The sequence below is a fragment of the Roseibium litorale genome (assembly GCF_014842915.1).
GTDB classification, from domain to species: Bacteria; Pseudomonadota; Alphaproteobacteria; order Rhizobiales; family Stappiaceae; genus Roseibium; species Roseibium litorale.
Genome location: NZ_JACYXI010000010.1, coordinates 42,153 through 67,854, shown reverse-complemented (window position 1 = coordinate 67,854; position 25,702 = coordinate 42,153). Strand labels below are relative to the sequence as shown.

Genomic DNA, 25,702 nt, shown 5'->3' with positions numbered 1-25,702 from the left:
TCGTCTAGGACAGCCGGGAAAAACCGGTGCGTTTTCCTGCCCCTTTGAGGCGGAAGGCACAGCCGGTCCTCAGATGACCTCGCCAGGACCAGACAAACATATGGCCAAGACACCCAACAAGCTGAAAGCCCGCTTGCCGCGCGGCTTCGTCGACCGCTCCGCTGCCGATATCCGTGCAACGGACGAGATGATCGGCAAGATCCGGGAAGTCTATGAGCATTATGGCTTCGATCCGGTCGAGACCCCGCTGTTCGAATACACCGACTGCCTCGGCAAGTTCCTGCCCGACACGGACCGTCCGAATGCAGGCGTCTTCTCCGTTCAGGACGATGACGAGCAGTGGATGAGCCTGCGCTACGACCTGACCGCGCCGCTTGCGCGCCATGTGGCCGAGAACATCAACGAGATCCAGCTGCCCTACCGCACCTACCGGGCGGGCTATGTGTTCCGCAACGAAAAGCCGGGACCGGGCCGCTTCCGCCAGTTCATGCAGTTCGACGCCGACAGCATCGGTGCACCGGGCGCTCAGGCAGATGCCGAGATGTGCATGATGATGGCCGATGCGCTGGAAGCCCTGGGCATTCCGCGCGGGCAATATGTCATCCGCGTCAACAACCGCAAGGTTCTGGACGGCGTGATGGAAGCCATCGGCCTTGGCGGCGATGAAAACGCTGAACGCCGCCTGACGGTTCTGCGCGCCATCGACAAAATGGACAAGTTTCCAATCCCGGAAATTAAGAAATTGCTCGGAACAGGACGCTGGGATGGCGGAGAAGAAGGCAAAGGTGACTTCACTAAAGGTGCCGAACTTTCAGACGAGCAGATAGATAAGTTTGAATTTCTCTTTGCATGCTTCGAGGGACGAACAGTTGCAGTTGCTGGTTCCACACCAGAAACGCCCCACTACCGAGCACCAAACGAAGCCGATTTGCAAAACGCCAAAGCCCAAGAGGATGGCGTATATTCGCTACCCTTAGGCGTTCTACGTTCAGCCTTTCAAAAATTTGGTGGTGATGCTGACGCTACAGTGAGCGGTTTGGCTGGCTACAATGAACTTCTCCAAATGGCCATGTTGTTCAAAGGTGCTGGCTATGAAGACCGCATCAGGATCGACCCTTCAGTCATCCGCGGTCTCGAATATTACACCGGCCCGGTCTACGAGGCCGAGCTGACTTTCGACGTGACCAACGAAAAGGGCGAGAAGGTTGTCTTCGGCTCTGTCGGTGGTGGCGGGCGATATGATGGCCTGATCAAGCGTTTCACGGGCCGGGATGTTCCAGCAACCGGCTTCTCCATCGGCGTCTCCCGCCTGATGACGGCGCTCAAGAATCTCGGCAAGCTGAACAGCAACGAGGTTCTGGAACCGGTTCTGGTCACCGTCATGGACGGCGACAATATGGAGGCTCTTGTCCGCTATCAGCAAATGACCCAGACCCTGCGGGCAGCCGGCATCCGCGCCGAGATGTATCAGGGCAACTGGAAGAAGTTCGGCAACCAGCTGAAATATGCCGACCGCCGCGGTTGCCCTCTGGCGATCATCCAGGGCTCCGACGAGCGCGCTGCCGGTGAGATCCAGATCAAGGATCTGATCGAGGGCAAGCGTCTGTCCGGCGAGATCACCGACAACGTAACCTGGCGCGAAAGCCGTCCGGCGCAGCACACGGTCAAGGAAGCCGATCTGGTGGCCACCGTGCGCCAGCTTCTGGATCAGCAGGCCGAGGACGCCCGCCGCCAGGACGGGGACGCATGATCATGACCAGCGTGAAAAGCCCCGGGGCACAGCAGATCGAGGCCGCCCTCGCCGTCTTGGGCGCTGCCGGTCACACTGAGATCAGCCCGCCGATCCTGCAGCCCGCCGATGTGTTTCTGGACCTGATCGGGGAAGACATCCGCCGCCGCCTGTTTCTGACCAATGGTCCGGACGGCGCGGATCTGTGCCTGCGTCCGGACTTCACCATTCCGGTCTGCCGCCAGCACCTGGAAACCGGTCCTGCAGGACGCCAGGCCGCCTATTCCTATCACGGGCCTGTTTTCCGCCAGCGCGTGGAAGGCCTCGGCGAGATCCCCCAGATTGGTGCCGAAAGCCTTGGCCGCACGGATCTGGAAGCGGCGGATGCCGATATGCTGGACCTGTCGGTCAAGGCGCTTGGCGCTTTCGGCGTGACCAAGCTGGACATCCGGATTGGTGACGAAACCCTGTTCGTCGCCGTTCTCGCGGGCCTCAACCTGCCCACCGTCTGGCAGCGCCGTCTGCGCGATCTCTTCGGCGAAACGGACAAGCTGGCCTCCGCCATCCGACGTATGGCCGGAACGGATGCAGCCAGCGACGAGAGCCGCGACGTGCGCCTGGGCTTCCTCTCCGCGCTGGAAGGGGCAGACCCCAAGGCCGCCCATGCCGTGGTCGAGGATCTACTATCCATCGCCGGCATTTCCGCCGTTGGCGGCAGAACGCCTTCGGAAATCGCCGACCGGTTCCTGGAACAGGCAGCGCTTGCCAGCGGCACCGGTGCTGACCCGAAGGCCGCTGAAACCCTGCGCAAGTATCTTTCCATTGAAGGTCCGGCCTCGGAAGCTGTCGACGCGCTGGAAGCCTTTGCCAAGGAAGCCGGTCTCGATCTCGCCCAGCCGATCACCAGCTTCAAGGCCCGCCTCACGGCCCTGAGCGAACGCGGGCTGGATGTTGCAGGCATGACCTTCGCAGCCGATTTCGGACGCCGCCTCGATTATTACTCCGGCTTCGTCTTCGAAATTCATTCCGCTTCCGCTCAGGCGGGCGGGCAGCTTGTTGGCGGCGGGCGCTATGACCGTCTCGTCAGGCTTTTGGGTGCGGACACGGACGTGCCCGCTATTGGCTTCTCGCTCTGGCTCGACCGGATCGCCGCCCTGCCCGCGAGTGCACAGACTTCTGGAGCCAGCGCATGAGCAAGCTCACGATCGCCATTCCCTCCAAGGGGCGGCTTCAGGAAAACACCCACGATTTCTTCGCCCGCGCTGGCCTTCAGGTCACGCAGCCAGGCGGCGCGCGCAACTACCGCGGCGCGATCAAGGGCCTGAAGGACGTTGAGATCGCCTTCCTGTCCGCCTCTGAAATCGCCCGCGAACTGGCCGCAGGCAGCGTTCACTTCGGCATCACCGGCCTCGATCTGGTGCATGAGACCATCACCGATCCGGCCAGCAGCGTGCATATCGTCACCCCGCTCGGCTTCGGCGGCGCCGACGTGGTGACCGCAGTCCCGAAGGCCTGGATCGATGTGGAAAGCATGGCCGACCTCGGCGATGTCGCCTCCGACTTCCGCAACCGTCATGGCCGCCGCCTGCGGGTCGCAACGAAATACGTGAACCTGACCCGGTCCTATTTCGCAGCCCACGGCATTGCCGACTACCGCATTGTCGAGAGCGCTGGAGCCACGGAAGGCGCGCCCGCCGCAGGCGCTGCGGAACTGATTGTCGACATCACCTCCACCGGTTCGACCCTTCATGCAAACAACCTGAAGGTTCTTTCCGACGGTGTGATGCTGCGCAGCCAGGCCCATCTGGTTGCCTCCCTCAGCGCCGGCTGGAGCGAGACCGCTCTTGCGGGAGCGCGCGCCATTCTCGATCAGGTGGCCGCTGAAGAAGCTGCCCGGATCAACAAGCTGGTCCGCGCCAGGGTTCCGGACCGCGCAGCAGCTCTGTCGGCCGCTGCCGAGGAAGGCGCGAGTGAGCTTTTTGATGGTGTTCAGGATGAGGTTCTGACCCTGCTCTGCCCCAAGGCAAGCGTTCCGGCCTGTGCCCGCAAGCTGATTGCCCTCGGTGCAACGCGGGTCACCGTCGAAACCCTGGACTATGTCTTCGGCGAAGAGAACCCGCTTTTTGCCCCGCTCGCCGTCAAGGTGACGGCAGCCTGACAGGCGGCATCCTTAGAAAAACAATGGGGACCACCTTGAAGGTGGTCCCCAGGTATTGCAGCAAAGCTTAGGGGGGTAAGTGCTGCTAGGTTTTCCGGCAATGCATCAACCGGAAGCAAGACGGATTATCGGACGGGACCGTCTTTGTTGATCCTACGCAGCAGGCAACCGGCCGGATCTATCTCCGGCGCATTTTTCAGCTGGGCCTCGCGAAAGCCGCCCTCGCCGCCTCGACTTTCTCCCGGCAGCAGCAGCCATCCAGATGGTCGTTGACCATGCCCATGGACTGCATGAAGGCATAGACGGTGGTCGGGCCGACAAAGCTCCAGCCGCGCTTCTTAAGGTCCTTGGACAAGGCGGTGCTTTCCGGCGAAGTCGCGAGCGTACGGGCAGTTGCCAGATCCAGCTTCTGCGGCCGTGCTTCCGGCTTCGGCTCGAAGCGCCAGAAGTAAGCTGCGAGAGATCCAAATTCCTGACGCAGATCCAGGGCTCTCTGGGCGTTGTTGATGGTCGAGCGGATCTTGCCCCGGTGGCGGACGATACCGGCGTCGGCAACACAGCGCTCCACGTCCTCGTCCGTGAACTTTGCGACCTTCTCGAAGTCGAACCCGGCAAAGGCGTTCCGGAACCCTTCACGCTTGCGCAGGATGGTCAGCCAGGACAAGCCCGACTGGAAGCCCTCAAGACAGATCTTTTCAAAGAGCCGGATATCACTGCTGACAGGCTGGCCCCATTCCTCGTCATGATACCGCTGATAGTCTTCCAGGTTACCATGCCACCAGCACCGCTCAAACCCATCGTCACCGGTCAAAAGTCCGGTGATCTCGTCGCGTTCCGCCATCCCGCCCTCCGGCAATATTCATGTTTTGTTCTTCATAACCGGCAAGATCCGGCAAGGCAACAGCAAAAGACCCGGCGCATGGCCGGGCCTGAATGACATGTTACGGCTAATCTTGAGACGATCATGCAAACAGGGCGTCGATGTCGTCCTGGGTTGCCACATTCACATCGGTTTCGAGAGATGGGCCATTGAGAAGTGCGGCGTCGCCCTCCTTGGCCTTGCGTTGCTCAACCTCGATTTCCTTAAAGCTTTCGATGCCGCCCCAGATGTCCATCATCCGGATGATCTTGTCTTCAATGAAGCGCAGGGTGCCGACCACCTTGGTGATGCGCTGTCCGGTGAGATCCTGGAAGTTACAGGCCTCAAAGATCTGGATGACCCGGTCCTGAATGTCATTTGCCATCTCGGCGTCATGGCCCTTCAGGCGGGCCGAAAGGGTATTGGCGGTTTCATCTATATATTCCGCCGCCGACAAGATCGTTTCCGTGGCACCTTCCGTTCCGGACACAACCGCATCCAGTTCGTTGGTGACGCGAGTCATGTCTTCGCCTTTCGAGCCGGTCGTATGATGCAGCGTGGCGATTTCACGTTTGGTCTGGGCGATGGCTTCGTAGATCGAATCCAGCTCGACTTTCAGCTTGGCGGCTTCCGAGAGTTCCTTTCGGAACTCTTTCATGAACTTCTCGCTCATCTCTTCGGGATCAAGCGCAGGAGCGGCATTCTGCCCGCGCGCAAGCATCGCCTTCACCGAGGAGATTTCCTCAAGCAGCTGGCGATGGCGTCTTTCCTCAACCAAAGAGGGATCCTCATTCGCACTTGCGCTCAGCCGCATCAAGCTTTCCGCGCGAAAGGATCTCTTCACCGCAGCCATGACTTCTCCCGTCGGTTTCACCGGCCGGTTTGAACGGCCTCAACTCACTCCCTTATAATTGGAAGTCTTTAAAGAATTATTTTTGCCAGATACGTCCGCTGCCCGGGCGATCCCGTATTTTCCGGTTTCTATTCCCAGCCTCATTAGCTATGTTTTTCTATGTTTCCGGCATGCGCGGTACCGGGCTTTGCCATTTTTGGATCAAGCAAGTCTTTCATGTTCCGGTTTCTGTCCGCCCACTGTCTGGCCGTTCTCATCGCTGTTTCGGCGTCTTGCGCACTGGCCAGCCCCTTCAGCATTCCCGAGCTGACCGATGGGTTCAAGAAAACCGTCTTCGGTCTTGAATACAGGTCCTGGAGCTGGCGGCCTTATCTCGTCAAGAAATACGGTGTTCCGGTCAGGTTTTACGTTCACAATCTGGCCAAGCAGGACCGCACTCCTCTCGTTCACCAGTTCATCCGGGACATCGGAACAAAGGTGGCAGGTCTGCAGACGGCCATTGCTGCGGCCCCCGACACCTCCAATTTCCAGGTTTTCGTGGTCGACCGCGCACAGTACGAACAGGTTGTTCTCAAAGACATTTTCGATGGCGGAGAGAAGATTGCGCCGGGCCGCTGCCTTGTCCGGGTGATTTCCGGACGCCGCGGCATCAAGCGGTCAGCTGCGGTCATCGTGTCGGACGAAGGAGAGTTTTTGTTCCGCCGCTGCATGGTGGAAGAGATCCTTCAGGGGCTTGGCCCAATGAACGACGATGACAGTCTTGTGCATTCGGTTTTCAATGATCAGTCCCGGCACAGCCGGTTTACGGCTTTCGACCAGATCCTGCTCAACATGCTCTACGATTCCCGCATTGAACCAGGCATGTCAGTAAAGCAGTTAGAAGTTCTGTTGCCCCAGATCGCGATCGACGCCCGCGCCCGGGTAAGGTGAGCGGCGGCAGGAACAACTTTACTCTAATTCTATCAATTGCTTGGCTTCCAGCCGCTAGTCCCTGTTCGAAAACTTAACTTGGCGGTAACCAAAAACCACAACCAAACGCTAACCATAGATACAAATTACAATCATGGTTACGCCTCGATTCACCAAACCCTTCAGGTCTGTGCCCTAGCTTCTTATCCAACCGGGAGCGTTTTTCTGTGCCCGGAGCGATCAAGTGTAGTGAGTAGATCGATGAAACCATTTGCCATGCTGACGCTGGCCGCGGCGCTGGTGCTGCCAGCAGCTGCCGCCACCGCTGGAACTTCCGGGCGTGTTTCTCCGCCGCCGCTGGTTCTGAGCCCCAATTTGACCGAACCCTGGATGCTGCAGCTCAAGCGCGTTGCACCGCCGCCCCAGCGTAGCGGCTTTTCCTTCTTCGGTTTTGGCGGCAGCCGCCAGGCCGTCCCCCAGCGGATCTATGAACCGGACAACCGCACGCGGACGGCCTCCGTTCACGCCCCCCGCCCAGCTACCACCCGACAGCCGCGCCAGATCGCACCGGAGTTTCTGCCGACCATCGTGAATTATGACGGCCCCTACAAGGCTGGAACCATCGTGATCGACACCAATGCGAAGTACCTCTATCTGGTGCAGCGTGACGGCACCGCACGCCGCTATGGCGTTGGTGTCGGCAAGGAAGGTTTTGAATGGTCAGGAACCCAGAAGATCAGCCGCAAGGCGGAATGGCCGGACTGGCGCCCGCCGGCGGAAATGCGCCAGCGCCGTCCAGACCTGCCGGTGTTCATGGCAGGCGGCCCGGAAAACCCGCTGGGCGCCCGCGCTCTTTACCTGGGGTCCACCCTCTACCGAATTCACGGTTCCAACCAGCCCTGGACCATCGGCCATGCCGTGTCTTCCGGCTGTATCCGTATGCGCAATGAGGACGTGACGGATCTCTATGAACGCGTACCCATCGGCACAACGGTCCACGTGATCTGACGTCTTACCGTTCCGGATGAAAAATCATCGGCGCCCCGGCCTCTGGGGCGCCGTTTTCTTTTGTGCCTAGACGGCGAAGGGCATGACGGACGGGCGGGAGAGATAGTCCCGGAACAGGGATCTCCACTGCCGCTTGTCACCGGTCCATTCGCTGTCATCCGGATCAAGAATGGTGAGCTCCGGCAGGCTGATTCCGCCATGACGCTCCGGGTGGCTGACAATCAGATACTCGCAAGGACGGCCAAGCCAGAGATCAACTGCCCGCTGGAGACGCAAAAGATCCTCTTCCACAAAGGTCAAATCCTCAATGTCGGTTTCTTCGGCAACTTCAGACAGGTTGTTCTGGCTGTTCGAGATGACAAAGACCACCCTCGGCCGGTCTGCCAAGGCCTTGAACTTGCCCCGGAGATAAGTGAAACGCGACAGGTCTCCGGCGAAATGCGCGTCAATATCCGCCGCCTGCCCTTCCTCGCGGAAATGATGGAGAAAGCGAAGGCCGTAGGGCTGCCAGGTGGGATGGCCCGGCCCATCGGCAATATCTTCACGCCGGAAGATCGGAAATCCGTCCTCGAAGAGCTGCGCCATGCCTGCCACCGGCGAGATCAAACCATCGAAGAAATGCCTCTCCGGCTCCAAGGTCTCGCCCAAGGCCTCTGACAGGATTTCCAGGCTGGTCCGGATTTGACGGGCGCTCTGGCAAGACATCCCGAGACTGACGATGGCTGTGTGCGGACTTCCGGCGGACATTTGTATTCGCAAAGTGAGCGGTTGATGAACCTGAAACCCATGAAAGGTTCGCAGGATGAACTCGGCATGGGAAACTATGGGATGTCAGGGCACAGTTTCCAATACCAGCTGGCCCCAACCTGCCAATATCAGCCCATCACTCCGCCGCAAAGCGGGCAAGAACGGCCTCAAGACCATCCGGCACCGGCCCGCCGTAGACCCAATCCAGAAGCTCTGCCGTGTGAATGACCGGTATCCTGGTGCCGCCGCCGATCTGGGTCATGCAGCCGATATTGCCGGTCGCAACCAGATCCGGGCTGGTCTTGCGGATGTTGGCAACCTTCCTGTCACGGAGCCGTCCGGCGATTTCGGGCTGAAGAATGTTGTAGGTTCCGGCAGACCCGCAACACAGATGCCCTTCCGGCACATCCTTGACCTCGAACCCGGCAGCCTTGAGGAGATCCTTTGGCTGGCGGGTGATCTTCTGGCCATGCTGCATGGAGCAGGCTGAGTGATAAGCCACGCGCAGGTCAGGCTTGATCACCGGCTCGCCAAGGTCCGCCCCAACCAGAAACTCCGTAATATCCTTGGCAAGGGCTGATACCCGCGCCGCCTTGTCCGCATAGGCCGGATCGTCCTTCAGCATGAAGCCGTAGTCCTTGATCGTCGTGCCACAGCCGGACGCGGTGATCAGGATGGCATCAAGCCCTTCTCCCTCAGCTTCCCGCGTCCAGACACCGACGTTGCGGCGGGCGTTTTCCAGAGCGGCCTCTTCCTTGCCCATGTGATGGACCAGCGCACCACAGCACCCTTCCCCCTTTGGAAGGACAATCTCATAGCCGCTGCGCTGGAGAAGACGGATCGCCGCCTCATTGATGGAGGGTTTCAGCACGGGCTGGGCACAACCAGACAGCAGAGCCACGCGGCCCTTGCGCTTGAACTGCGCCGAGGGGAACGTCGCCGGTCCTTCGAGGTGAGACCTGCCCGGAACCTTCGACGGTGCCAATGCAAGCATGGCTCCGATCTTCGCGAAAGGTCCGCCGGTAGCCTTGAAGACACCGGCAAGCGGCCTCGCAAAGAAGGCACCTGCCAGTGCCAGACGGAACCGGCCCGGATGCGGCAGGATCGCGGAAAGCACGGCCCGCAGGAAACGGTCAGTGAGCGGACGCTTGTAGGTCTTTTCGATATGGGCGCGCGCATGGTCGACCAGATGCATGTAATGCACACCGGAGGGGCAGGTTGTCATGCAGGACAGGCAGGACAGGCAGCGGTCGATATGTTTGACCACCTGGGCATCCGCAGGCCGGTTGTTCTCCAGCATATCCTTGATCAGATAGATCCGTCCGCGCGGGCTGTCGAGCTCGTCCCCCAGCAGCGTGAACGTGGGACAGGTGGCCGTGCAGAAGCCGCAATGGACGCATTTGCGCAGGATCTTTTCGGACTCCGCGACGGCATGATCCTTGAGCTGCTCTGCGGTAAAATTGGTCTGCATGCGTCCTGCACCCTTTGGCCGTCTCCGGCCCTCCCCCATGACATCCTGACCCGGCTTGCATGCTGGTCACGATGACAGAACACTATTTGGAGACCCTGACCTAAACAAGCCGACTTCCGGTTACAACGGTTTTGCCGAAATGGCGCAAATGCCGAGCGCCGTCTCGATAAGTACTTCCCCGCCAGATGAATGCCACCTGAACAGGCAACTCAGAACCGGTTCAACCGGCTGCATCTAACGTAGCGTCAGTGGGTTTCATAAAGGCAATAGGAATTGAGCAATGTTTAAGACAATCAAACTGGCAGCAGCCGCCGCCCTGATCGGCATTTCAGCAACCTCAGCACAGGCCAAAGACTGGATCGAGACGGTCAAGCTGAGCCAGAGCATCATTAAACCGGCCCCCGTCGAAGTCACCGCCAACAGCAACGGCTATACCGCGATCAAGACGCAACATACATCCCTCAACTTTTCCCTCCACGCCACCGCGAAGAAGGGCAAGCGCATCGCAGCCATGCGGCTTGGCACCTACCAGGGACTGTATTACTTCGAATATCCCGGTGACATGTGGCACCGGGATTTCCAAGGCCGCGATACCGGCTCAGGCTCGAAGTCGACCGTGAACCTCGACAAGACCTTCAATGTGCCGACGGACATATTGAACTGGTACGTCAATCCGGTTCAGCTGTGCCAGAAGAACCTTCAGAACAAGATGAAGAAGGGCCTGCACAAGTCGGAGATCCTGTCGAAGAGCTGGAGCATGGATGCCGCCGCCTATTTCGAACTGGACGCAGTCGCAGCCCGCAAGAAGGATGCGAAAAGCGGCAAGATCACCCTCAAGAACACCACAAGCCAGCGCTCCGGTGCTCCCTTCACCATCCCGGTGAAGTGCAACTCCACCCTGAAGAAGGCCCCGTGACCGGTTTCCGCGTCAAAGGCTGAGAAGACACAAAAGGCCCCGGCACATGCGGGGGCCTTTTTTCGATTGGCTGAAGGTCGTCCTGACCTCACACTGCCGGCACCATCCGGCCCGGGTTCAGAATCCCATGCGGGTCGAACTGGGCCTTGAGGCGGCGGGCGAGCGCGGCCAAGGCATCGGGCTGTGGCTGGAACACCGGGACGGCCATTCGGGTTGCCGCATCTGCACGGACAAGGGTGGCGTGGCCACCGCCGCAATCGGCGATCGCATTACGGATCTCGACATCATAAGGCTGGCCGTCCAGAGACTTCAGCCAGACCAGACCACCGCTCCAGTCCAGATAGGCCTCCAGACCGAACAGGTGCCTGAGGCTGGCGAGAAGGTTTGCACCGGAGCTCGGGGCCACCGAAATCCGCCAGACAGGCTCCGCTCCCTCCGCCAGCGGCAGACAGTCCCGCACGGAAAGCCAAAGATGGCGGGAGGTCTCGGGGCTAAGCCTATGAACAGCTCCAAAGCCTTTCAAAAGCCTGGCCAGCGCCTCGAAGCGATAGTCGACGGAGGCCTGGAAACCTTCCAACCGCAAAACCGTTTCTGCCCCATGACCGTTAAAGCCGGACGGGAGATGAGCTGCGCCCGAGACCTCTGCTGAAGACCCCATGGCCAGACACATGGCCTCTACCGCCTGCGCTTCCGTCAGACCGGACAGCACGAGAGAGGTGGAAGTCTCCGCAGCCGGGGTCACCTTGAGCGTGACGGTGGTTGCAACAGACAAGGTCCCCCAGGATCCGCACAAGGCGCGCGGCAGGTCATAGCCCGTGACGTTCTTCACCACCTTGCCACCGGAGTTGAACACCTCGCCGCGGCCGGACACAGCCTCCAGTCCGAGCACCTGATCACGGGCCGCCCCCGCCTTGATCCGCCGGGGACCGGACAGGTTGGCCGCCAGCATGCCGCCAATGGTGCCCGACCCGGCTTTACGGCCCAGCAGCGAACCGTAATCCATCGGCTCAAAGGCCAGTTCCTGGCCGCTGGCAGACACAATCGCCTCGACATCGGCCACAGGCGTTCCGGCCTGAACCGTCAGGATAAGCTCTTCCGGCTCATAGTTCACGATGCCGGAAAGCTCTGACAGATCCAGCACATGAGCGGTCTGTACCGGCCTGCCCAGTGTCCGCTTGGAGCCTGTGCCCAGAACCTCCAGCGGCTGTTCTTCAGCGGCGGCCCAGCGCACCACGTCGCATGTTTCGCGCGTATCGCGCGGCTTGAATGTAGCTTCCATCTGAGATCCTAAAACCGCGGAATATCCGGAAACGGCAGCTTGCCCTTGTGCACATGCATGCGGCCAAGCTCGGCGCAGCGGTGAAGAACGGGAAAGACCTTGCCCGGATTGAGCAGGTGCTTTTCGTCAAAGGCGCATTTGACCCTCTGCTGCTGCTTCAGGTCGTCTTCCGTGAACATGTCCGTCATCAGGTCGCGCTTTTCGATGCCGACTCCATGCTCCCCTGTCAACACACCACCCACTTCCACGCAAAGGCGCAGGATGTCCGCACCAAAGGCTTCGGCCGCCTCCAGCTCTCCCGGCTTGTTGGCATCATAAAGGATCAGCGGATGGAGATTGCCGTCGCCTGCATGAAACACGTTGGCAACGCCCAGCCCATGCTTCTCGGACAGTTCCCGCATGCGGGCGAGGACCTTCGGCAGTTCCTTACGCGGGATTGTGCCATCCATGCAGAGATAGTCCGGAGAGATACGCCCGACCGCAGGGAAGGCTGCCTTCCGCCCAGCCCAGAAGGTCATGCGCTCTTCCTCACTCGTGGAAATGCGCAAGTCGCTGGCATTGTTCTTCCGGGCGATGCTCTCCACCCGTTCGATCAGGTAGTCCACTTCCGCTTCCGGCCCGTCCAGCTCGACGATCAAAAGCGCCTCGACATCCAGCGGATAACCGGCATTGACGAAAGCCTCTGCCGCGTGGATCGCGGGTTTGTCCATCATTTCCAGTCCGCCCGGAATGATGCCCCTTGCGATGATCTCTGCCACGCAGCGCCCGCCATCCTCACTGGACGGGAAGCCAACAAGCAGCGCGCGGGCCGTCTCGGGCCTTTGCAGGATGCGGACGGTCACCTCGGTAACCACAGCGAGAAGCCCTTCCGAGCCGGTCATGAGACCCAGAAGATCATAACCCTCACTGTCGAGATGCTTGCCGCCAAGCCGGATCACCTCACCGGTGATCAGCACCATCTCGAGGCCGAGTACGTTGTTGGTCGTCAGGCCGTATTTGAGGCTGTGCACACCGCCGGAATTTTCCGCAATATTTCCGCCGATCGAGCAGGCAATCTGGGAGGAAGGGTCTGGAGCGTAGTAGAAGCCTTCATGCTCCACCGCCCGTGTGATGCCGAGATTGGTAACGCCCGGCTGCACAACGACGGCCCGGTTCGGAAAGTCGATGTCCAGAACCCGGTTGAACTTCATCATCGACAGGAGCACCCCATCAGCCAGCGGCAAAGCACCACCGGAGAGCGAGGTTCCCGCCCCGCGTGGAACAACCTTCACACCGTTTTCATGGCAATAGCGCAGCACGCGGGAGACCTGATCCACCGTTTCCGGCAGTACCACGATCAAGGGCATCTGCCGGTAGGCCGTCAGGGCGTCCGTCTCGTAGGGGCGCATTCCCGTCTCGTCGCTTATCACGCCTTCGCCGGGTACAATGGCCCGCAAGGCCGCAACGATCTCGTCCCTGCGGCCCATCACCGAACTGTCCGGCTTTGGCATCGCGATGGCGACCATTCTTCTCTCCCTTTCCTCCACGGCATAAATGTGTTGCATTATTGCCGGAACAGAGCAAATCAACCTGACGCTGATTTGGCCCGAATGTCATTCTGACAAAAAACAGCGGTCTGCGATATGCCGCTTCAGCCATAGAACGTTTTCCGGATCGTTGAAAATGAGCAACCTCACTGACATGGAAATCTTCGCCCGCGTGGTCAGTGCAGGCAGCATGTCTGCAGCTGGCAGGGAGATGAACCTCTCCCCCGCCGTTGTCTCCAAACGCATCCGGCGGCTGGAGGACAAGCTCGGCACACGGCTGCTTCAGCGCACCACCCGGCAGATCGCCCTGACGGAATCGGGCCAGGGGTTCTATGAGCGGGTGATTGCCATCCTCGCCTCGGTCGAGGAAGCGGAAGCTTTCGTCTCGCGCGGCTCGGCGCAGGCACGTGGCACGCTCAAGGTCGCCGCCCCGACCTCCTTCGGCCGGCTGCATATCGCGCCCCATCTTGGAAAATTCCTGGAAGTGAACCCAGATCTGTCCCTCAACCTGGACCTTGATGACGGGTTCGTGGACATCGTCGCGGAAGGCTATGACGTGGCGATCCGGATCGCGGAGCTGTCCGATTCCAGTCTGGTTGCCCGTAAGCTCGCCCCGATCCACCGGCTGCTCTGCGCTGCACCTTCCTATCTGGAGCGCCATGGCGAACCGGAGAGCATCGAGGATCTGGCCGCAAACCACATTTGCCTTGCCGCACACAACCAGGACCCGTGGCGGCTGGCCGGCCCGGATGGGCTGGAGACCGTGCGGACCAACTCGCCGATCCGGACCAATTCATCTGAAGTCGTGCGCGAATGCCTGCTGGCGGGCGTCGGCATTGCCCTGCGCTCTACCTGGGACATTGGCCCGGAGCTTCGTGAAGGCAAGCTGCGTGTGGTGCTTCCGGCCTACCGTGCCTCCAAGGACGTGGGTCTCCACGCGGTCTATCCAAGCCGCAGGTTCCTGCCTGCCAAGGTCCGCGTCTTCATCGATTATCTTGCCCAGCTCTATGGCCCTTCGCCGTCCTGGGACCAAGGTCTGGAGCAATGGCTGCAGCCGCCCGGCGCAGACGGCGAACCGGCCATTCCTCCTGCGCCTCTTCAAACTGCGACAAAGGTTCCTGTTTAGTCAGAGGCAACGACCTGCTACTCAATAGCATTCTGATGGAGAAAGGATCGGCTGATCTGTGCTCCGGACGAGACACGAGGGAGAATTACATGAAGCGTATGATGATGGTCGCTGGTGCCGTTCTGGCCCTGACCACACACGCCTTTGCTGATGGCGATGCGGCCAAAGGCGAAAAGGTCTTCAAGAAGTGCGCCGCTTGCCATGCAGTCGGCGAAGGCGCGAAGAACAAGGTCGGCCCGGAACTGAACGGCATCGTTGGCCGCACCACGGCGTCTCTGGCCGACTACAAGTACTCTCCTGCCATGAAGGCAAAGGGTGACGAAGGCCACGTCTGGACCGAGGAAGAGCTCGACCTCTACCTTGCCAATCCAAAGGACATGGTCCCCAAGACCAAGATGGCTTTTGCCGGTCTGAAGAAGGAAGACGATCGCGAGAACGTGATTGCTTACCTCAAGACCTTCGGCGCCGACGGCAAGGCTCAGTAAGCGGGCAAACGCGAACAGATCTTAAGAAGCATGAAGGCCCGCCAATCGGCGGGCCTCAGACTGCTGACAAAGGTACAAAAGCTGAGATAGTCATCCCGGCCAAGCGGAGCGCGAGCCGGGACCGGTGAGCCAAAAGACTATCGGTCTCAGAGAGTTGCATACCGAACTACCTCGACTCACCGGTCCCGGATCTCCGCTTCGCTGCGTCCGGGATGACGAGTTGGGAGGTTTGTCATCAACCTCAGGCCCGGCATTGCGCCGGGCCTTTTGTCTGACTGTCTTTCTAACCCGCCTCGTCTTCTTCGGCATGATGCTTGCGGATGCGCCGGACCGTGTACCACATCAGCAGAACGACGGCCGGAACGGCCAGGCCCGTTGCCACGGCGGGATTGGGCATGTGCACGCCTGCTTCCTTGGCAGCCTTGATCAGATAGGAAATCAGCCCAACCACATAATAACTGACCGCAGCCACCGACAGGCCTTCGACTGTCTGCTGCAGGCGCAGCTGCAGGCGGGCGCGGCGGTTCATGGATTCCAGCAGGCTGCGGTTCTGCTGTTCCAGATCCACGTCCACCCGGGTTCGAAGCAAGGTGGATGCCCGGGCAAGCTTTCGCGAAAGATTCGCCTGCCGGTCTTCGACCGAATGACAGGTGCGCATCGCCGGAGCCAGCCGGCGGCTGAGGAACGCGGACATGCTGAGATCACCGGGCACGGACTGCTCGTCCAGCGCGTTCAGCCGGGCCAGTACAATGTCGTAATAGGCCCGGCTCGCGCCAAAGCGATAGGCGCTTTCGGCAGCTCCCGCTTCCAGAGAACTGGCCAGGCGGGAGAGCTGATCCAGCAAAGACTTGTTGTCGTCGAGCCCGGCGCTGTCGCGCATCCGGTTGGTAAGCTGGACCAGTTCGCGCTCGATCCGGCTGACCTCTGGCTGCTGGCGGTTCGCCTCGAACAGACCCAGCATCGCAAGCATCCTGTAGGTTTCGACCTCCAGCAGACGCTGGACCGCAGCGCCTGCCTGCACAGGGCTCATCCCCTCGTTCAAAACCAGGATACGGGTCATACCGTTGCCATCCGGACGGAAATCCGTTGCGGCAAGAGCGCTGCGCCCCTCAACTTGAAATGCAGTCAGGCTGGCTGGATCATAATGCCGCCGCCAGTCGCCGCCTGCCTCGGATGGAAAGAGATCGAGCCGCGTCGCCACCAGCATGGCCCCCGGAGCCCGGAAAGCCGAGCCGAAAGGATGAGACACCGGAAGGGCCGCGAAAGGCTCCTTTCCCGCAGGGCCTTCCCAAGTGTAGGTAACGAATTCCGTGTGCCGTTCCCAGCTCAACACGCCGCAACTGATCGAAAGCGTGTGATAGCGCGCCGACACTCCCGGCCCGGGCGCCCCCTGCGCGGAGCAGAAATCACAGAACCAGGCGTGATCGGCGGCCGCTTCCTCTGCATTGGAGATGAACGCATAATGCAAAACCGTATTTGCGCCCTTGATCGGCCGGAAGGGCCGGGCATGCACTTCACCTAGAGCCGCCTCGCGCAAGTCGTGGCAGTCAAACGACGGAAAGTGCCCCCCTGAGCTCTGCTCCCCCAGCCCCATACAATCCCCCTCCGATTTCACCTGTTGGCTCATCGCCCACCGTGAACAATTGCCGTCCGTTACGTAAGGCTGAACACAAGAGCCCCCGCTTGTCATCACCAACTTTGCGCGCGATTTGCTGCATTTTGACAAAAATCGCAGATTCAAAATTGGACAAATTTATTGACCAATTTTGCACTCTCATGTTTAGTCGCTCAGTAAGGCAGCCCCTTGGTCCCACGCGGCAACAGATCTGAAATCATGTTCAGGAAAATCGATCACCACAGAACGGCAGACGCTGTCGTGCAGCAGCTTGAAGAGCTGGTGTTGAATGGCGTTCTTCGCCCGGGTGACCGCCTTCCTGCCGAACGCGATCTTGCCCAGGATCTCGACGTGTCCAGACCCGTTCTGCGTGATGCGTTGAAAGATATGGAAGACCGGGGACTGGTCGCCTCACGGCAGGGCGGCGGGACCTTCATCGCCGATGTGATCGGCCCTATTTTTTCCGAACCTCTGATCGGCCTGATCGAGCGCCATCCCTCGGCCACCTCCGACTATCTGGAATTCCGTAAGGACATCGAGGCGACCGCTGCAAAACATGCCGCCAACCGGGCGACGGAGGCCGACCGGGCCAGTCTCAACGGCATTCTGGCGCGCATGGATGCCGCCTATGAGGCGGGGGACCACGATCTGGAAGCCGAACTCGACATCGAGTTTCACCAGACCGTCAGTGAGGCAGCGCACAATCTCATCCTGCTGCATGCCTTGCGCTCCTGCTACAGGCTCCTGGCCAATGGGGTCGTCCTCAACCGCCAGCGCCTCTACGATCCCGCCGGAGCCCGCACCGACCTTCTGGCCCAGCACAAGGAAATCGCCCGCTGCATTCTCGAAGGCGATGCGGACGGCGCAAGCGAAGCGTCCCGCAAACACATCGACTATGTGCAGGCGGCGCTCGCCGCCGCAGAACAGAACGCCTCGCGGCAGTCCCTCGCGGATCTGCGCCGCATTCAGCGCGCAGCTTCGCCTTCACCTGCCAGCCTGAAACGCCGCTCGCGCGGCTCATCCTGATCTTCACCCCGTCTCGTCAGCCTCAAAGGACACACCATGGCTCCGATCACTTCCATCGCCGATCTGCAGGCCCTCGCCCGGCGGCGTGTTCCGAAAATGTTTTATGAATATGCCGACACCGGATCCTGGACCCAGGAAACCTACCGCGACAACGAAGCCGCCTTTAAGCGCCAGAAGCTGCGCCAGCGCGTTGCCGTGAACATCAACAACCGGAGCCTCGCCACCACGATGATCGGCGAGCCGGTCACGATGCCCGTCGCCCTGTCCCCGGTTGGCCTGACGGGCATGCAGCACGCGGACGGCGAAATCCTCGCGGCCCAGGCGGCCGAAAAATTCGGCGTCCCCTACACGCTGACCACCATGTCGGTCTGCTCGATCGAGGATGTGACGGAACACACAAGCAAGCCTTTCTGGTTCCAGCTTTACGTCATGCGTGACCGGGGCTTTTCCGAATCCCTGATGCAACGGGCGCACAACGCCAATTGCTCGGCCCTCTGCCTGACCCTTGATCTGCAGGTGCTTGGGCAACGTCACCGCGACATCAAGAACGGCCTTTCCACGCCCCCCAAGCCAACCCTTCCGGTGCTGCTGGACCTGGCGCTGAAACCCCGCTGGTGCTGGAACATGCTTCAGACCAAGCGCCGCCAGTTCGGCAACATCCACGGCCATGTGAAGGGCGTAGAGAACATGGCCTCGCTTGCCGAGTGGACCGCAAGCCAGTTCGATCCGACTCTCGACTGGTCCTCCGTGGAATGGGTCAAGAAGCACTGGAACCGCAAGCTCATCCTGAAGGGCATCAACGATGTCGAGGATGCAAAGATAGCGGCGGAGATCGGTGCCGACGCCATCATCGTGTCCAACCACGGCGGCCGCCAGCTGGACGGAGCGCAGGCTTCCTATGATGTTCTGAAAGAGATCGTCGACGCGGTTGGAGACAAGATCGAGGTCCATATGGACGGCGGCATCCGCTCTGGCCAGGACGTGTTCAAGGCCATGGCCATGGGAGCGAAGGGCACCTACATTGGCCGCTCTTACATCTATGGTCTCGGCGCCATGGGCCGCCCCGGCGTCACCACCGCCCTAGAGATCATCCGCAAGGAACTGGACATCACCATGGGTCTTTGCGGCGAGACCGACATCAATAAAGTCGGACGGCACAACCTGGTGCTTTAGGATCAAAAGGCCGGGTGGAAGCGCCCGGCCTTTTTCTTTCATTCCAGCTTCCCAGCCGAGCTAAGTCAACATGAGACAGCCGCTTCAAAACCGGGTGCTCCCGACGGGAGAGATCGCCGCCATCGCGCAACGCGGTCTGTTCATGGGCAATCGCGGCGGCAGGATGCATGATCCCCAGACCAAAAGGCTGACCCGGAAGACCCATGTCTCAAGACGCTGGATCTGCTGTACGCTTGAATTCAAGAACCGGCATCGAACCGTGATGGGAGAGGGCTATACGGAGCTGTTTTTCCTGGATGAGGTCACCGCTCTTGCAGCAGGTCACCGGCCCTGTTTCGAGTGCCGCCGCGCGGACGCCTTGCTGTATCAGGCAGCCTTTTCAAAGGGAAACGGCTTCTCCTGCAAGGCGACTGCCGGCGAAATGGATAGCCTTCTGCATGAGGACAGGCTCGACGGAAAGAAGCAGAAAACAACCTTGGCCCGGGAAAACACCCTGCCGGACGGCGTTGTTGCGATGATCCATGGGAAACCGCATGCGAAACACTCCGGTCACTGGCTGCTCTGGACACCGGATGGATATGAAGGGACTGACGTAGCTCTAGCTGAAACAGGTGACATTACCCGTCAGGTCCTCACCCCTCGTGCCACCGTCTTGGCCCTTGCCAGCGGCTACGAGCCAAGCTGGCACTCTTCGGCTGCCCGCGCACTTCAGCAATCCTGATCGATACTTCACAAACTATCATTGGCTTTGAACAATTGCGGAGCGCAGGATCCGCCGCAGTCTCAATGCAACGGATACCCAGATGAGCCTTGCCCTTACTGCCGGTCGCGCGCCCAGCGGCGGCCTTTCTGCCCGCGATTACGGTCTCTATGGCATGACGGTCTTTGCTTGGGGCTTCAGCTGGATCGCAATCCGCGGACAGGTGGGCACCGTGGCACCGGAAGTCTCCGTGTTCTGGCGCTTTGTCCTGGCCGCCCTGATCATGGTCGGCTGGAGCCTGTTCCGTCAGGAAAGGCTCGCCTATCCGCTGCGCACCCACCTCCGGTTTGCAGCCCTGGGCGCCCTGCTCTTTTCAACCAACTTCACGCTTTTCTATTTCGGCGCGAGCCTACTGCCTTCCGGCCTTCTGGCCGTGGTGTTTTCACTGGCATCCGTGCTGAACCTGTTCCTCGGGTTCCTCATCTTCGGACAGCGTCCCGGCACACGCAGCCTCCTTGCCGGCCTCATCGGATTCAGCGGCATCGCGCTGATGTTCGAGCCGCAGATTGCCAAGACGGATGTGGGCGGCGAAGCTCTGCTCGGCCTGCTGTTTTGCTCTATCGGCACGCTGTCCTTCTGCCTGGGCAACATGGTCTCGGCCTCCACACAGCGCGCCGGCATCTCGGTTACCGCTGCCACCACCTGGGGCATGCTCTATGGCGCGTTTTTCCTGGGGTGCTTCACCGCCCTGCGCGGCAGCAGCTTTGCGGTTGAGATGACCCCGGCCTATATCGGCAGCCTGGTCTACCTGGCCATCGTCGCTTCGGTCATCGCCTTCGGCTCCTATCTGACCCTTCTCGGCCGCATCGGATCCGCACGCGCCGGTTATGCCACCGTCATCTTCCCGGTAATCGCCCTGTCCGTCTCGACCATCTTTGAAGACTATCACTGGAACGCCGCAGCACTTGCCGGTCTCGTCTGCGTGATTGCCGGTAACGTTCTTATGCTCCGCAGCAAGTCCTGACCTCTCTCCTAGTCCTGGAACAAAACCATGCGCCTTCACATCGCTAACAAGAACTATTCCTCCTGGTCCCTGCGGCCCTGGGTTCTCATGCAGCATCTTGGTATTGCATTCGAGGAAAAGCTCTATTCCTTTCATGGCGATACCTGGGACGAGCTAAAGGCTCTCTCTCCCAATAGCAGGGTGCCCATGCTTGAAGCCGATGGCATCAAGGTCTGGGACTCGCTCGCCATCGTGGAATATCTCGCCGACCGCTTTCCCGGCGTCTGGCCGGAAGACAAGGAAGCCCGGATCTTTGCCCGCTGTACGGCTGCCGAAATGCACTCCGGCTTCTCCGAGCTTCGCAATCTCTGTCCGATGAACTGCGCTTTGCGCATCGATGTAAAGGACTGGACACCTGCTTTGCTCTGGGACTGGGCGCGGATCGACCAGATCTGGAGCGAAGGCCTGTCGCGCTTCGGCGGTCCCTTCCTGGCCGGAGCCGCCTTTACCGCCGCAGACGCCTTCTTCGCGCCGGTCGCGTTCCGGGCCCAAACCTACAGCCCGGCGCTGTCTGCCGCCTCATCCGCCTATGTGGATCGCATCCTCGCGTTGCCAACCATGCAGGACTGGTATCAGGCCGCTTTGAAAGAACCCTGGAAGGAAGCGCACCACGAAGAAGAAGCCGCCGCGGCCGGAGTGATCCGGCAGGATTTCCGCGTTTCCGCGTAACTGGCGTAATGCTCCTTACTCGGCAGCCTGTGGCACAGACAGGTTGTCGAGAGAAGAGATGATGTGCTCGACAAGGGCCTCGGTCACGCGGGTGTTCTGGCGCCAGGATCTCAGAACCCCGATTTCGCAATCGGGAAGTTTCGGGAAGCCATCGGCTTCGCAAAGCACCCGCATGCCCGACCGGAGAGCCGATTCAGGCAGCACGGACACCGCAAGCCCCGCCAGTACGGCGGCCCCGACTGCCGTGGAGTTCCAGCTGGAATAAAGCAGCCGGCTTTCGCGATTGCCCGCGGCCAATGCGGCTTGCGCCGCGCGGCGCCAGTCGCAGTCCGGACGCCCCAAAGCGAGCGGCAAAGGGCTCTCGTTTTCAACTGCATGGCGGGCAGAAGCGACCCAGAGCAACGGCTCCCGCCGGATGACATCGGCCCCTTTGCGCCCCTTTTTCTGGACGTGGGTGACGATGGCAACGTCAAGTTCCCCCTCTGCCACCAGGTCAAACAGATTGGGGGTTGGGGCGCAGACCACGTTGACTTCCGCCTTGGGGTTGGAGCGGGAGAAGCGGGCCAGAATTTCCGGCAGGAACCGGTCTGCATAGTCGTCAGGTGTTCCAAGACGGACAAAGCCGGAGACTTCGCTTTCGTCGAAAGCCGCCAGCGTTTCATCATTCAGCTGCACCAGACGGCGGGCGTAATGCAGCAGGCGCTCGCCATTCTCCGTCAAACGCGACATGCGCCCATCGCGCACAAAGATCGGACGGCCGATCCGTTCCTCAAGCCGGCGCATCTGCATGGACACAGCGGACTGGGTCTTGTGCACGGTTTCAGCAGCACGGGTAAAACTGCCGCATTCGGCAATGGCCACGAATGTACGAAGCTGGTCGAGATCAAGCATGGCGGAAGCCTCTCATCAAAGTTTCATATGAATATCATTAAAAACATTCGTTTGTGAAATCATTCTTTGCATGTGCATAGTCATCCCGTTCCCAACCCTCCAAACCAAACTGGCGATGTTCCCTCCACAAGGACCACGCCCGGAGCACCAGCGATGACCAGACAGTCTAACTGGCTGCTGCGCGTGACTGCGCAGGTCAGCCGCCTTATCGAAGTCCAGCGCAACCGGCGGGCCGTCCGCCAGCTTGCCCACTGGAGCGACCACGAACTCCGCGACATCGGCCTGTGCCGGACCGATATCGTTTCCGCTCTCTCACAGCCGGTGCTGCTCGATTCGAGCCACTGCCTGCAGGAGGCCAGAAGCGAGCGCCGAGGCAACAGCAAACGCCCGTCCGCACCAGCCACATTTGCCCGGTCTGGCGCGTGAACAGGAGCGGATGGCAGGAACAGACCGGAAGCCCGGACATGGCATGTCAAATGCCGGTCCCCGCATTTCCGCCAGTTCCTGCCCCGCATTCGACTGTAACCGCAAAGACATAACTAAAACCGATTGGTCACATAAAAAACATTCGTTGGATTAATGCAGAGTGATCGGACATGGTCCGCGCGTTCCCAGCGATTGCTTCTTCCCACGACCGCCAAGAACACGACGGCTCTCTCCCTCCGCCGTCTTGAGGAGCAAAGAAAATGACAACGCCAGCAACCAAAAGCCAGACCGCCACCGCTTGGGCCGTGTTTGCACGCGTGTTCAAACTCCTCAAGAACCGCCGCCAGGTGAACCGCCTGTCTCATTTGACGGATGAGCAGCTGATGGACATCGGCCTGACACGGAGCGAGGTTCGATCCGCCTTGCGGCAGCCTCTCTCGTCCGATCCATCCGTGGTTCTGAGCCAGGCAGCGAGCATACGGCATCTGAGCACCGTGACACGCCCGCAAAGCGCCGTTCTTCTGGCCTATGAAGCGCCCCGTTCCGCAGGCGGGCAGCGCCCAGCCAAGGAAGGGCATCTGGCAGCCTGAAAGGGCTGCGAGAGCGCTTTTTAAATCGATTTGCCTTTCAGGCACACCTTACCCTGTCGGCGAGACCCCGCTGACCAACTTGGCCCGCTGCCCCCGGCGGGCCAATTTTTATTCCTGATCAGGAACGGCCGGCCGTCATGTCCTTGATGGCCTTTTCGAAGAAGCTGTCAAAGGCCTTGAACTGGCTGGACTGGAAGTCCCGGCCCGCAGTCATCCAGTCCGAGACCATAGCTCCGAACTCGCCCTGCTCTTCCGGCTCGTCAGTACCGGACTGTGCGGCCTCAGATTCCCCAGCATTCTGCAGAACGATTTCCTCTTCTTCCGGTTCATCCGCCTCCGGCTCTTCGGAAAGCGTTTCCTGCCGTTCAAACGGTTTCAGGAAACCGGACCAGAAGCTCTGCATGGCCTGAGTGTAGCCCTGGATGTAATCGGCGGGGCCCGGAACCGGCTTGGGCCGCCCGCGGGCGTAGCCGCGCAGAAACGCATCCAGAAGCTCACGGGCCTCTCCCTGCAGATAGGGCCGGGCGACCTGCCCCATCGCCAGCGTTGCGGCCACAGGCATCATTTCAGCGATCGCCTCACGCTGCAGGCCGGTGACCTGCGCAATCTGATCGGACACCGCATCGCGCACGAACTTCGGGCCGAAAAAGGGCAGAAGGTGATCGGAACTCTCGGTGGAGAACTGAGGCGGCGAGAACGGGTTGGCAGCTCCTGCTACCGGCCAGCTGCTTAAGAAGGGCTGCACTGAGGGGACAAAGGGGCCGAAGTTCTTCAGGCCGCTCATGGCTGCCGGCATCAGCTGCCGCATGGCCTCGCCCAGATCTCCCTCGCTCCACCCGAACCGCTGCTGCATGTCTCGCGCAATAGCGGCCAGATCGAGCGGGAATGCGGATCCGGGATTTTCTGTCATGGGTGCAGCCTCTTAACGCATGGTCTCGCAAGCATGATCCGCTTTACGGAGCATCTCGTCAAATGGAGGATGCAACTTGCCCGGAAAAGACACCGGGCAAGTCTGATTTGGCCAGCTTCAGGGCGCAAATCTAGTAGGCGTAGTCCCTGTAGATCTGGTTCAGATCACCGCCCCAGCTGCCGTTGTAGCGGTTGAGCAGAACGTCTGCCGGACACATGCCGGCAGCAAGGCCTTCCTCGATCGGCGCCAGATGCACCGTCTCGTCGAGACCACCATCGCTCATATGGCCACGGCGCTGCAGACCCTTGCGGGAAAGAGCTGTCGCCTCGCGGGCGATGTCCAGGACCGTACCGGAGCGGAACGGCGTCTGCAGGGCATCCTTGGGAACGCCGGCGCGCAGGGCGGCACGCTCTTCCTGAGTCCAGTCGCGCACCAGCTGCCAGGCTTCGTCCAGAACACCTTCATCATAAAGGAGACCAACCCAGAAGGCCGGCAGCGCACAGATCCGGCGCCAGGGGCCACCGTCGGCACCGCGCATCTCAATGTATTTCTTAAGGCGCACATCGGGGAAGAGAGTCCCGAGGTGGTTGTTCCAGTCACCAAGGGTCGGACGGGCATCGGGGACACGTCCTTCAAGGGCACCGTTCATGAACTGGCGGAACGTGGTGTCAGTGACGTCGAAATAGGTATCGCCGCGCTTGACGAAATACATCGGCACATCGAGCGCCCATTCCACATAGGCCTCGAAACCGAAACCGTCCTCAAAGGCAAAGGGAAGGTCACCGGTGCGGTTCCGGTCCGTGTCGGTCCAGATGTGCGCGCGGTACGACTTCAGGCCATTGACCTTGCCGTCGGTGAACGGCGAGTTGGCGAATATGGCCGTTGCAACCGGCTGCAAGGCCAGGCCAACGCGCATCTTCTTGACCATGTCGGCCTCGGACGAGAAGTCCAGGTTCACCTGAATGGTTGAGGTCCGGTACATCATGTCGAGACCCATGGTGCCCACCTTGGGCATGTAGCGGGTCATGATCTCGTAGCGGGACTTCGGCATGACCGGCATGTCCTCGCGGCGCCAGGTCGGCGTCATGCCGACGCCAAGGAAGCCGATGCCGAGCGGGTCAGCGATCTCACGAACCTGCGCCAGATGCGCATTGGTCTCGCGGCAGGTCTGGTGCAGGGTTTCCAACGGGGCGCCGGACAGCTCGAACTGTCCGCCCGGCTCAATGGAAATCGCGCCGCCGCCAATGGTATCGGCCAGGCCGATGATTTTGCCATTGTCCTCGATCGGCTCCCAGCCGAGCAGGCCTTCCATGCCCTTCAAAACAGCCTCAATACCGTTGGGGCCGTCATAGGCAACGGGGGAATAATCGGACAAGTGGAAGCCGAATTTCTCGTGCTCTGTGCCGATCCGGTAGGACTCCTTCGGCTTGCATCCCTCTTCAAGGACTGCCGCCAGGCCAGCAACGGTTTCAATTGGAGTCGTGTCCACGGTATCGCGGGCCATATGGAATTCCCAATTCTCGTACGACGCGAAAGTCACCCGGCGGGCAGGTCACGCGCAGACGCATAAATG

Annotated in this window: 25 protein-coding genes; 15 read left to right on the top strand and 10 right to left on the bottom strand. The window is 60.4% G+C overall.

Annotated features, from left to right (window positions below; translation table 11 throughout):
* The first annotated feature begins 100 nt into the window (after positions 1–100).
* The 3 genes from IG616_RS15460 to hisG are packed head-to-tail and all read left to right on the top strand — an operon-like array spanning position 101 to position 3,887.
* A complete protein-coding gene (locus tag IG616_RS15460) occupies positions 101–1,750 on the top strand; it encodes a histidine--tRNA ligase (RefSeq protein WP_192149067.1) in 1,650 nt (549 codons plus the stop codon).
* Positions 1,751–1,752: 2 nt separating this feature from the next.
* A complete protein-coding gene (locus IG616_RS15455; protein WP_192149066.1) occupies positions 1,753–2,922 on the top strand; it encodes an ATP phosphoribosyltransferase regulatory subunit in 1,170 nt (389 codons plus the stop codon).
* Positions 2,919–3,887, top strand: coding sequence for an ATP phosphoribosyltransferase (gene hisG / locus IG616_RS15450; RefSeq protein WP_192149065.1), 969 nt, complete (start codon positions 2,919–2,921; stop codon positions 3,885–3,887). Before IG616_RS15455 ends, hisG begins: the two co-directional genes overlap by 4 nt.
* 196 nt (positions 3,888–4,083) lie before the next feature.
* Here hisG and IG616_RS15445 read toward each other — a convergent pair whose 3' ends face one another.
* Complete coding sequence (locus tag IG616_RS15445) at positions 4,084–4,728, bottom strand: DNA-3-methyladenine glycosylase I (RefSeq protein WP_192149064.1); 645 nt, start codon at positions 4,726–4,728, stop codon at positions 4,084–4,086.
* 121 nt (positions 4,729–4,849) lie between these two features.
* Positions 4,850–5,599 carry a protein phosphatase CheZ gene (locus IG616_RS15440; protein WP_192149063.1) on the bottom strand — a complete coding sequence of 250 codons (750 nt, stop codon included), beginning with the start codon at positions 5,597–5,599 and terminating at the stop codon, positions 4,850–4,852.
* Between the two features lie 216 nt (positions 5,600–5,815).
* Here IG616_RS15440 and IG616_RS15435 point away from each other — a divergent pair, with 216 nt between their 5' ends.
* Positions 5,816–6,529, top strand: coding sequence for a DUF2927 domain-containing protein (locus IG616_RS15435; RefSeq protein ID WP_192149062.1), 714 nt, complete (start codon positions 5,816–5,818; stop codon positions 6,527–6,529).
* A gap of 240 nt (positions 6,530–6,769) precedes the next feature.
* Positions 6,770–7,516, top strand: a complete 747-nt coding sequence (locus IG616_RS15430; RefSeq protein ID WP_192149061.1) for a L,D-transpeptidase — start codon at positions 6,770–6,772, stop codon at positions 7,514–7,516.
* A gap of 66 nt (positions 7,517–7,582) precedes the next feature.
* Here the strand turns inward: IG616_RS15430 and IG616_RS15425 are convergent, their stop codons facing one another.
* Positions 7,583–8,263, bottom strand: a complete 681-nt coding sequence (locus tag IG616_RS15425) for a hypothetical protein (protein ID WP_192149060.1) — start codon at positions 8,261–8,263, stop codon at positions 7,583–7,585.
* Positions 8,264–8,399: 136 nt separating this feature from the next.
* Complete coding sequence (glcF, locus tag IG616_RS15420) at positions 8,400–9,734, bottom strand: glycolate oxidase subunit GlcF (protein WP_192149059.1); 1,335 nt, start codon at positions 9,732–9,734, stop codon at positions 8,400–8,402.
* Positions 9,735–10,014: 280 nt separating this feature from the next.
* Between glcF and IG616_RS15415 the strand changes: the two genes are divergently transcribed.
* Positions 10,015–10,650: a hypothetical protein gene (locus tag IG616_RS15415; protein WP_192149058.1), complete on the top strand. Its 636-nt coding sequence runs from the start codon at positions 10,015–10,017 to the stop codon at positions 10,648–10,650.
* A gap of 88 nt (positions 10,651–10,738) precedes the next feature.
* On the opposite strand, the gene glcE is transcribed toward IG616_RS15415, so the two are convergent.
* On the bottom strand, positions 10,739–11,929 hold the full coding sequence (gene glcE, locus IG616_RS15410; protein WP_192149057.1) for a glycolate oxidase subunit GlcE: 1,191 nt from the start codon (positions 11,927–11,929) through the stop codon (positions 10,739–10,741).
* A gap of 8 nt (positions 11,930–11,937) precedes the next feature.
* On the bottom strand, positions 11,938–13,434 hold the full coding sequence (locus IG616_RS15405; protein WP_192149056.1) for an FAD-linked oxidase C-terminal domain-containing protein: 1,497 nt from the start codon (positions 13,432–13,434) through the stop codon (positions 11,938–11,940).
* A gap of 157 nt (positions 13,435–13,591) precedes the next feature.
* On the opposite strand from IG616_RS15405, the gene IG616_RS15400 reads away from it, so the two are divergent.
* Together IG616_RS15400 and IG616_RS15395 are read left to right on the top strand one after the other, a co-directional pair.
* Complete coding sequence (locus IG616_RS15400; RefSeq protein WP_192149055.1) at positions 13,592–14,581, top strand: LysR family transcriptional regulator; 990 nt, start codon at positions 13,592–13,594, stop codon at positions 14,579–14,581.
* An 89-nt stretch (positions 14,582–14,670) separates the two neighbouring features.
* Positions 14,671–15,066 (top strand): c-type cytochrome, encoded by a 396-nt coding sequence (locus IG616_RS15395; RefSeq protein WP_192149054.1) that lies wholly within the window; start codon positions 14,671–14,673, stop codon positions 15,064–15,066.
* 283 nt (positions 15,067–15,349) lie between these two features.
* Here IG616_RS15395 and IG616_RS15390 read toward each other — a convergent pair whose 3' ends face one another.
* Positions 15,350–16,660 carry a DUF3422 family protein gene (locus tag IG616_RS15390; RefSeq protein WP_192149053.1) on the bottom strand — a complete coding sequence of 437 codons (1,311 nt, stop codon included), beginning with the start codon at positions 16,658–16,660 and terminating at the stop codon, positions 15,350–15,352.
* Between the two features lie 240 nt (positions 16,661–16,900).
* On the opposite strand from IG616_RS15390, the gene IG616_RS15385 reads away from it, so the two are divergent.
* The 5 genes from IG616_RS15385 (at position 16,901) to IG616_RS15365 (ending at position 21,312) form a co-directional block, all read left to right on the top strand.
* Complete coding sequence (locus IG616_RS15385; RefSeq protein WP_192149052.1) at positions 16,901–17,707, top strand: FadR/GntR family transcriptional regulator; 807 nt, start codon at positions 16,901–16,903, stop codon at positions 17,705–17,707.
* Positions 17,708–17,743: 36 nt separating this feature from the next.
* Positions 17,744–18,880, top strand: a complete 1,137-nt coding sequence (locus tag IG616_RS15380) for an alpha-hydroxy acid oxidase (RefSeq protein WP_192149051.1) — start codon at positions 17,744–17,746, stop codon at positions 18,878–18,880.
* 70 nt (positions 18,881–18,950) lie between these two features.
* Entirely contained in the window at positions 18,951–19,601 is a 651-nt protein-coding gene (locus IG616_RS15375; protein ID WP_192149050.1) for a hypothetical protein, read from the top strand.
* An 82-nt stretch (positions 19,602–19,683) separates the two neighbouring features.
* On the top strand, positions 19,684–20,604 hold the full coding sequence (locus tag IG616_RS15370; RefSeq protein ID WP_192149049.1) for a DMT family transporter: 921 nt from the start codon (positions 19,684–19,686) through the stop codon (positions 20,602–20,604).
* A gap of 27 nt (positions 20,605–20,631) precedes the next feature.
* On the top strand, positions 20,632–21,312 hold the full coding sequence (locus tag IG616_RS15365) for a glutathione S-transferase (RefSeq protein ID WP_192149048.1): 681 nt from the start codon (positions 20,632–20,634) through the stop codon (positions 21,310–21,312).
* 15 nt (positions 21,313–21,327) lie between these two features.
* Here IG616_RS15365 and IG616_RS15360 read toward each other — a convergent pair whose 3' ends face one another.
* Entirely contained in the window at positions 21,328–22,203 is an 876-nt protein-coding gene (locus tag IG616_RS15360) for a LysR substrate-binding domain-containing protein (RefSeq protein ID WP_192149047.1), read from the bottom strand.
* A gap of 153 nt (positions 22,204–22,356) precedes the next feature.
* On the opposite strand from IG616_RS15360, the gene IG616_RS15355 reads away from it, so the two are divergent.
* Positions 22,357–22,629: a DUF1127 domain-containing protein gene (locus tag IG616_RS15355; protein ID WP_192149046.1), complete on the top strand. Its 273-nt coding sequence runs from the start codon at positions 22,357–22,359 to the stop codon at positions 22,627–22,629.
* Positions 22,630–22,889: 260 nt separating this feature from the next.
* Positions 22,890–23,219: a DUF1127 domain-containing protein gene (locus tag IG616_RS15350; protein ID WP_192149045.1), complete on the top strand. Its 330-nt coding sequence runs from the start codon at positions 22,890–22,892 to the stop codon at positions 23,217–23,219.
* Between the two features lie 118 nt (positions 23,220–23,337).
* On the opposite strand, the gene IG616_RS15345 is transcribed toward IG616_RS15350, so the two are convergent.
* Both IG616_RS15345 and IG616_RS15340 read right to left on the bottom strand, forming a co-directional pair.
* Positions 23,338–24,129, bottom strand: coding sequence for a DUF937 domain-containing protein (locus IG616_RS15345; protein ID WP_192149044.1), 792 nt, complete (start codon positions 24,127–24,129; stop codon positions 23,338–23,340).
* Positions 24,130–24,259: 130 nt separating this feature from the next.
* The gene (locus IG616_RS15340) at positions 24,260–25,633 is read right to left on the bottom strand and encodes a glutamate--cysteine ligase (RefSeq protein WP_192149043.1); all 1,374 of its coding nucleotides are present in this window, start codon (positions 25,631–25,633) and stop codon (positions 24,260–24,262) included.
* Between the last annotated feature and the right edge of the window lie 69 nt (positions 25,634–25,702).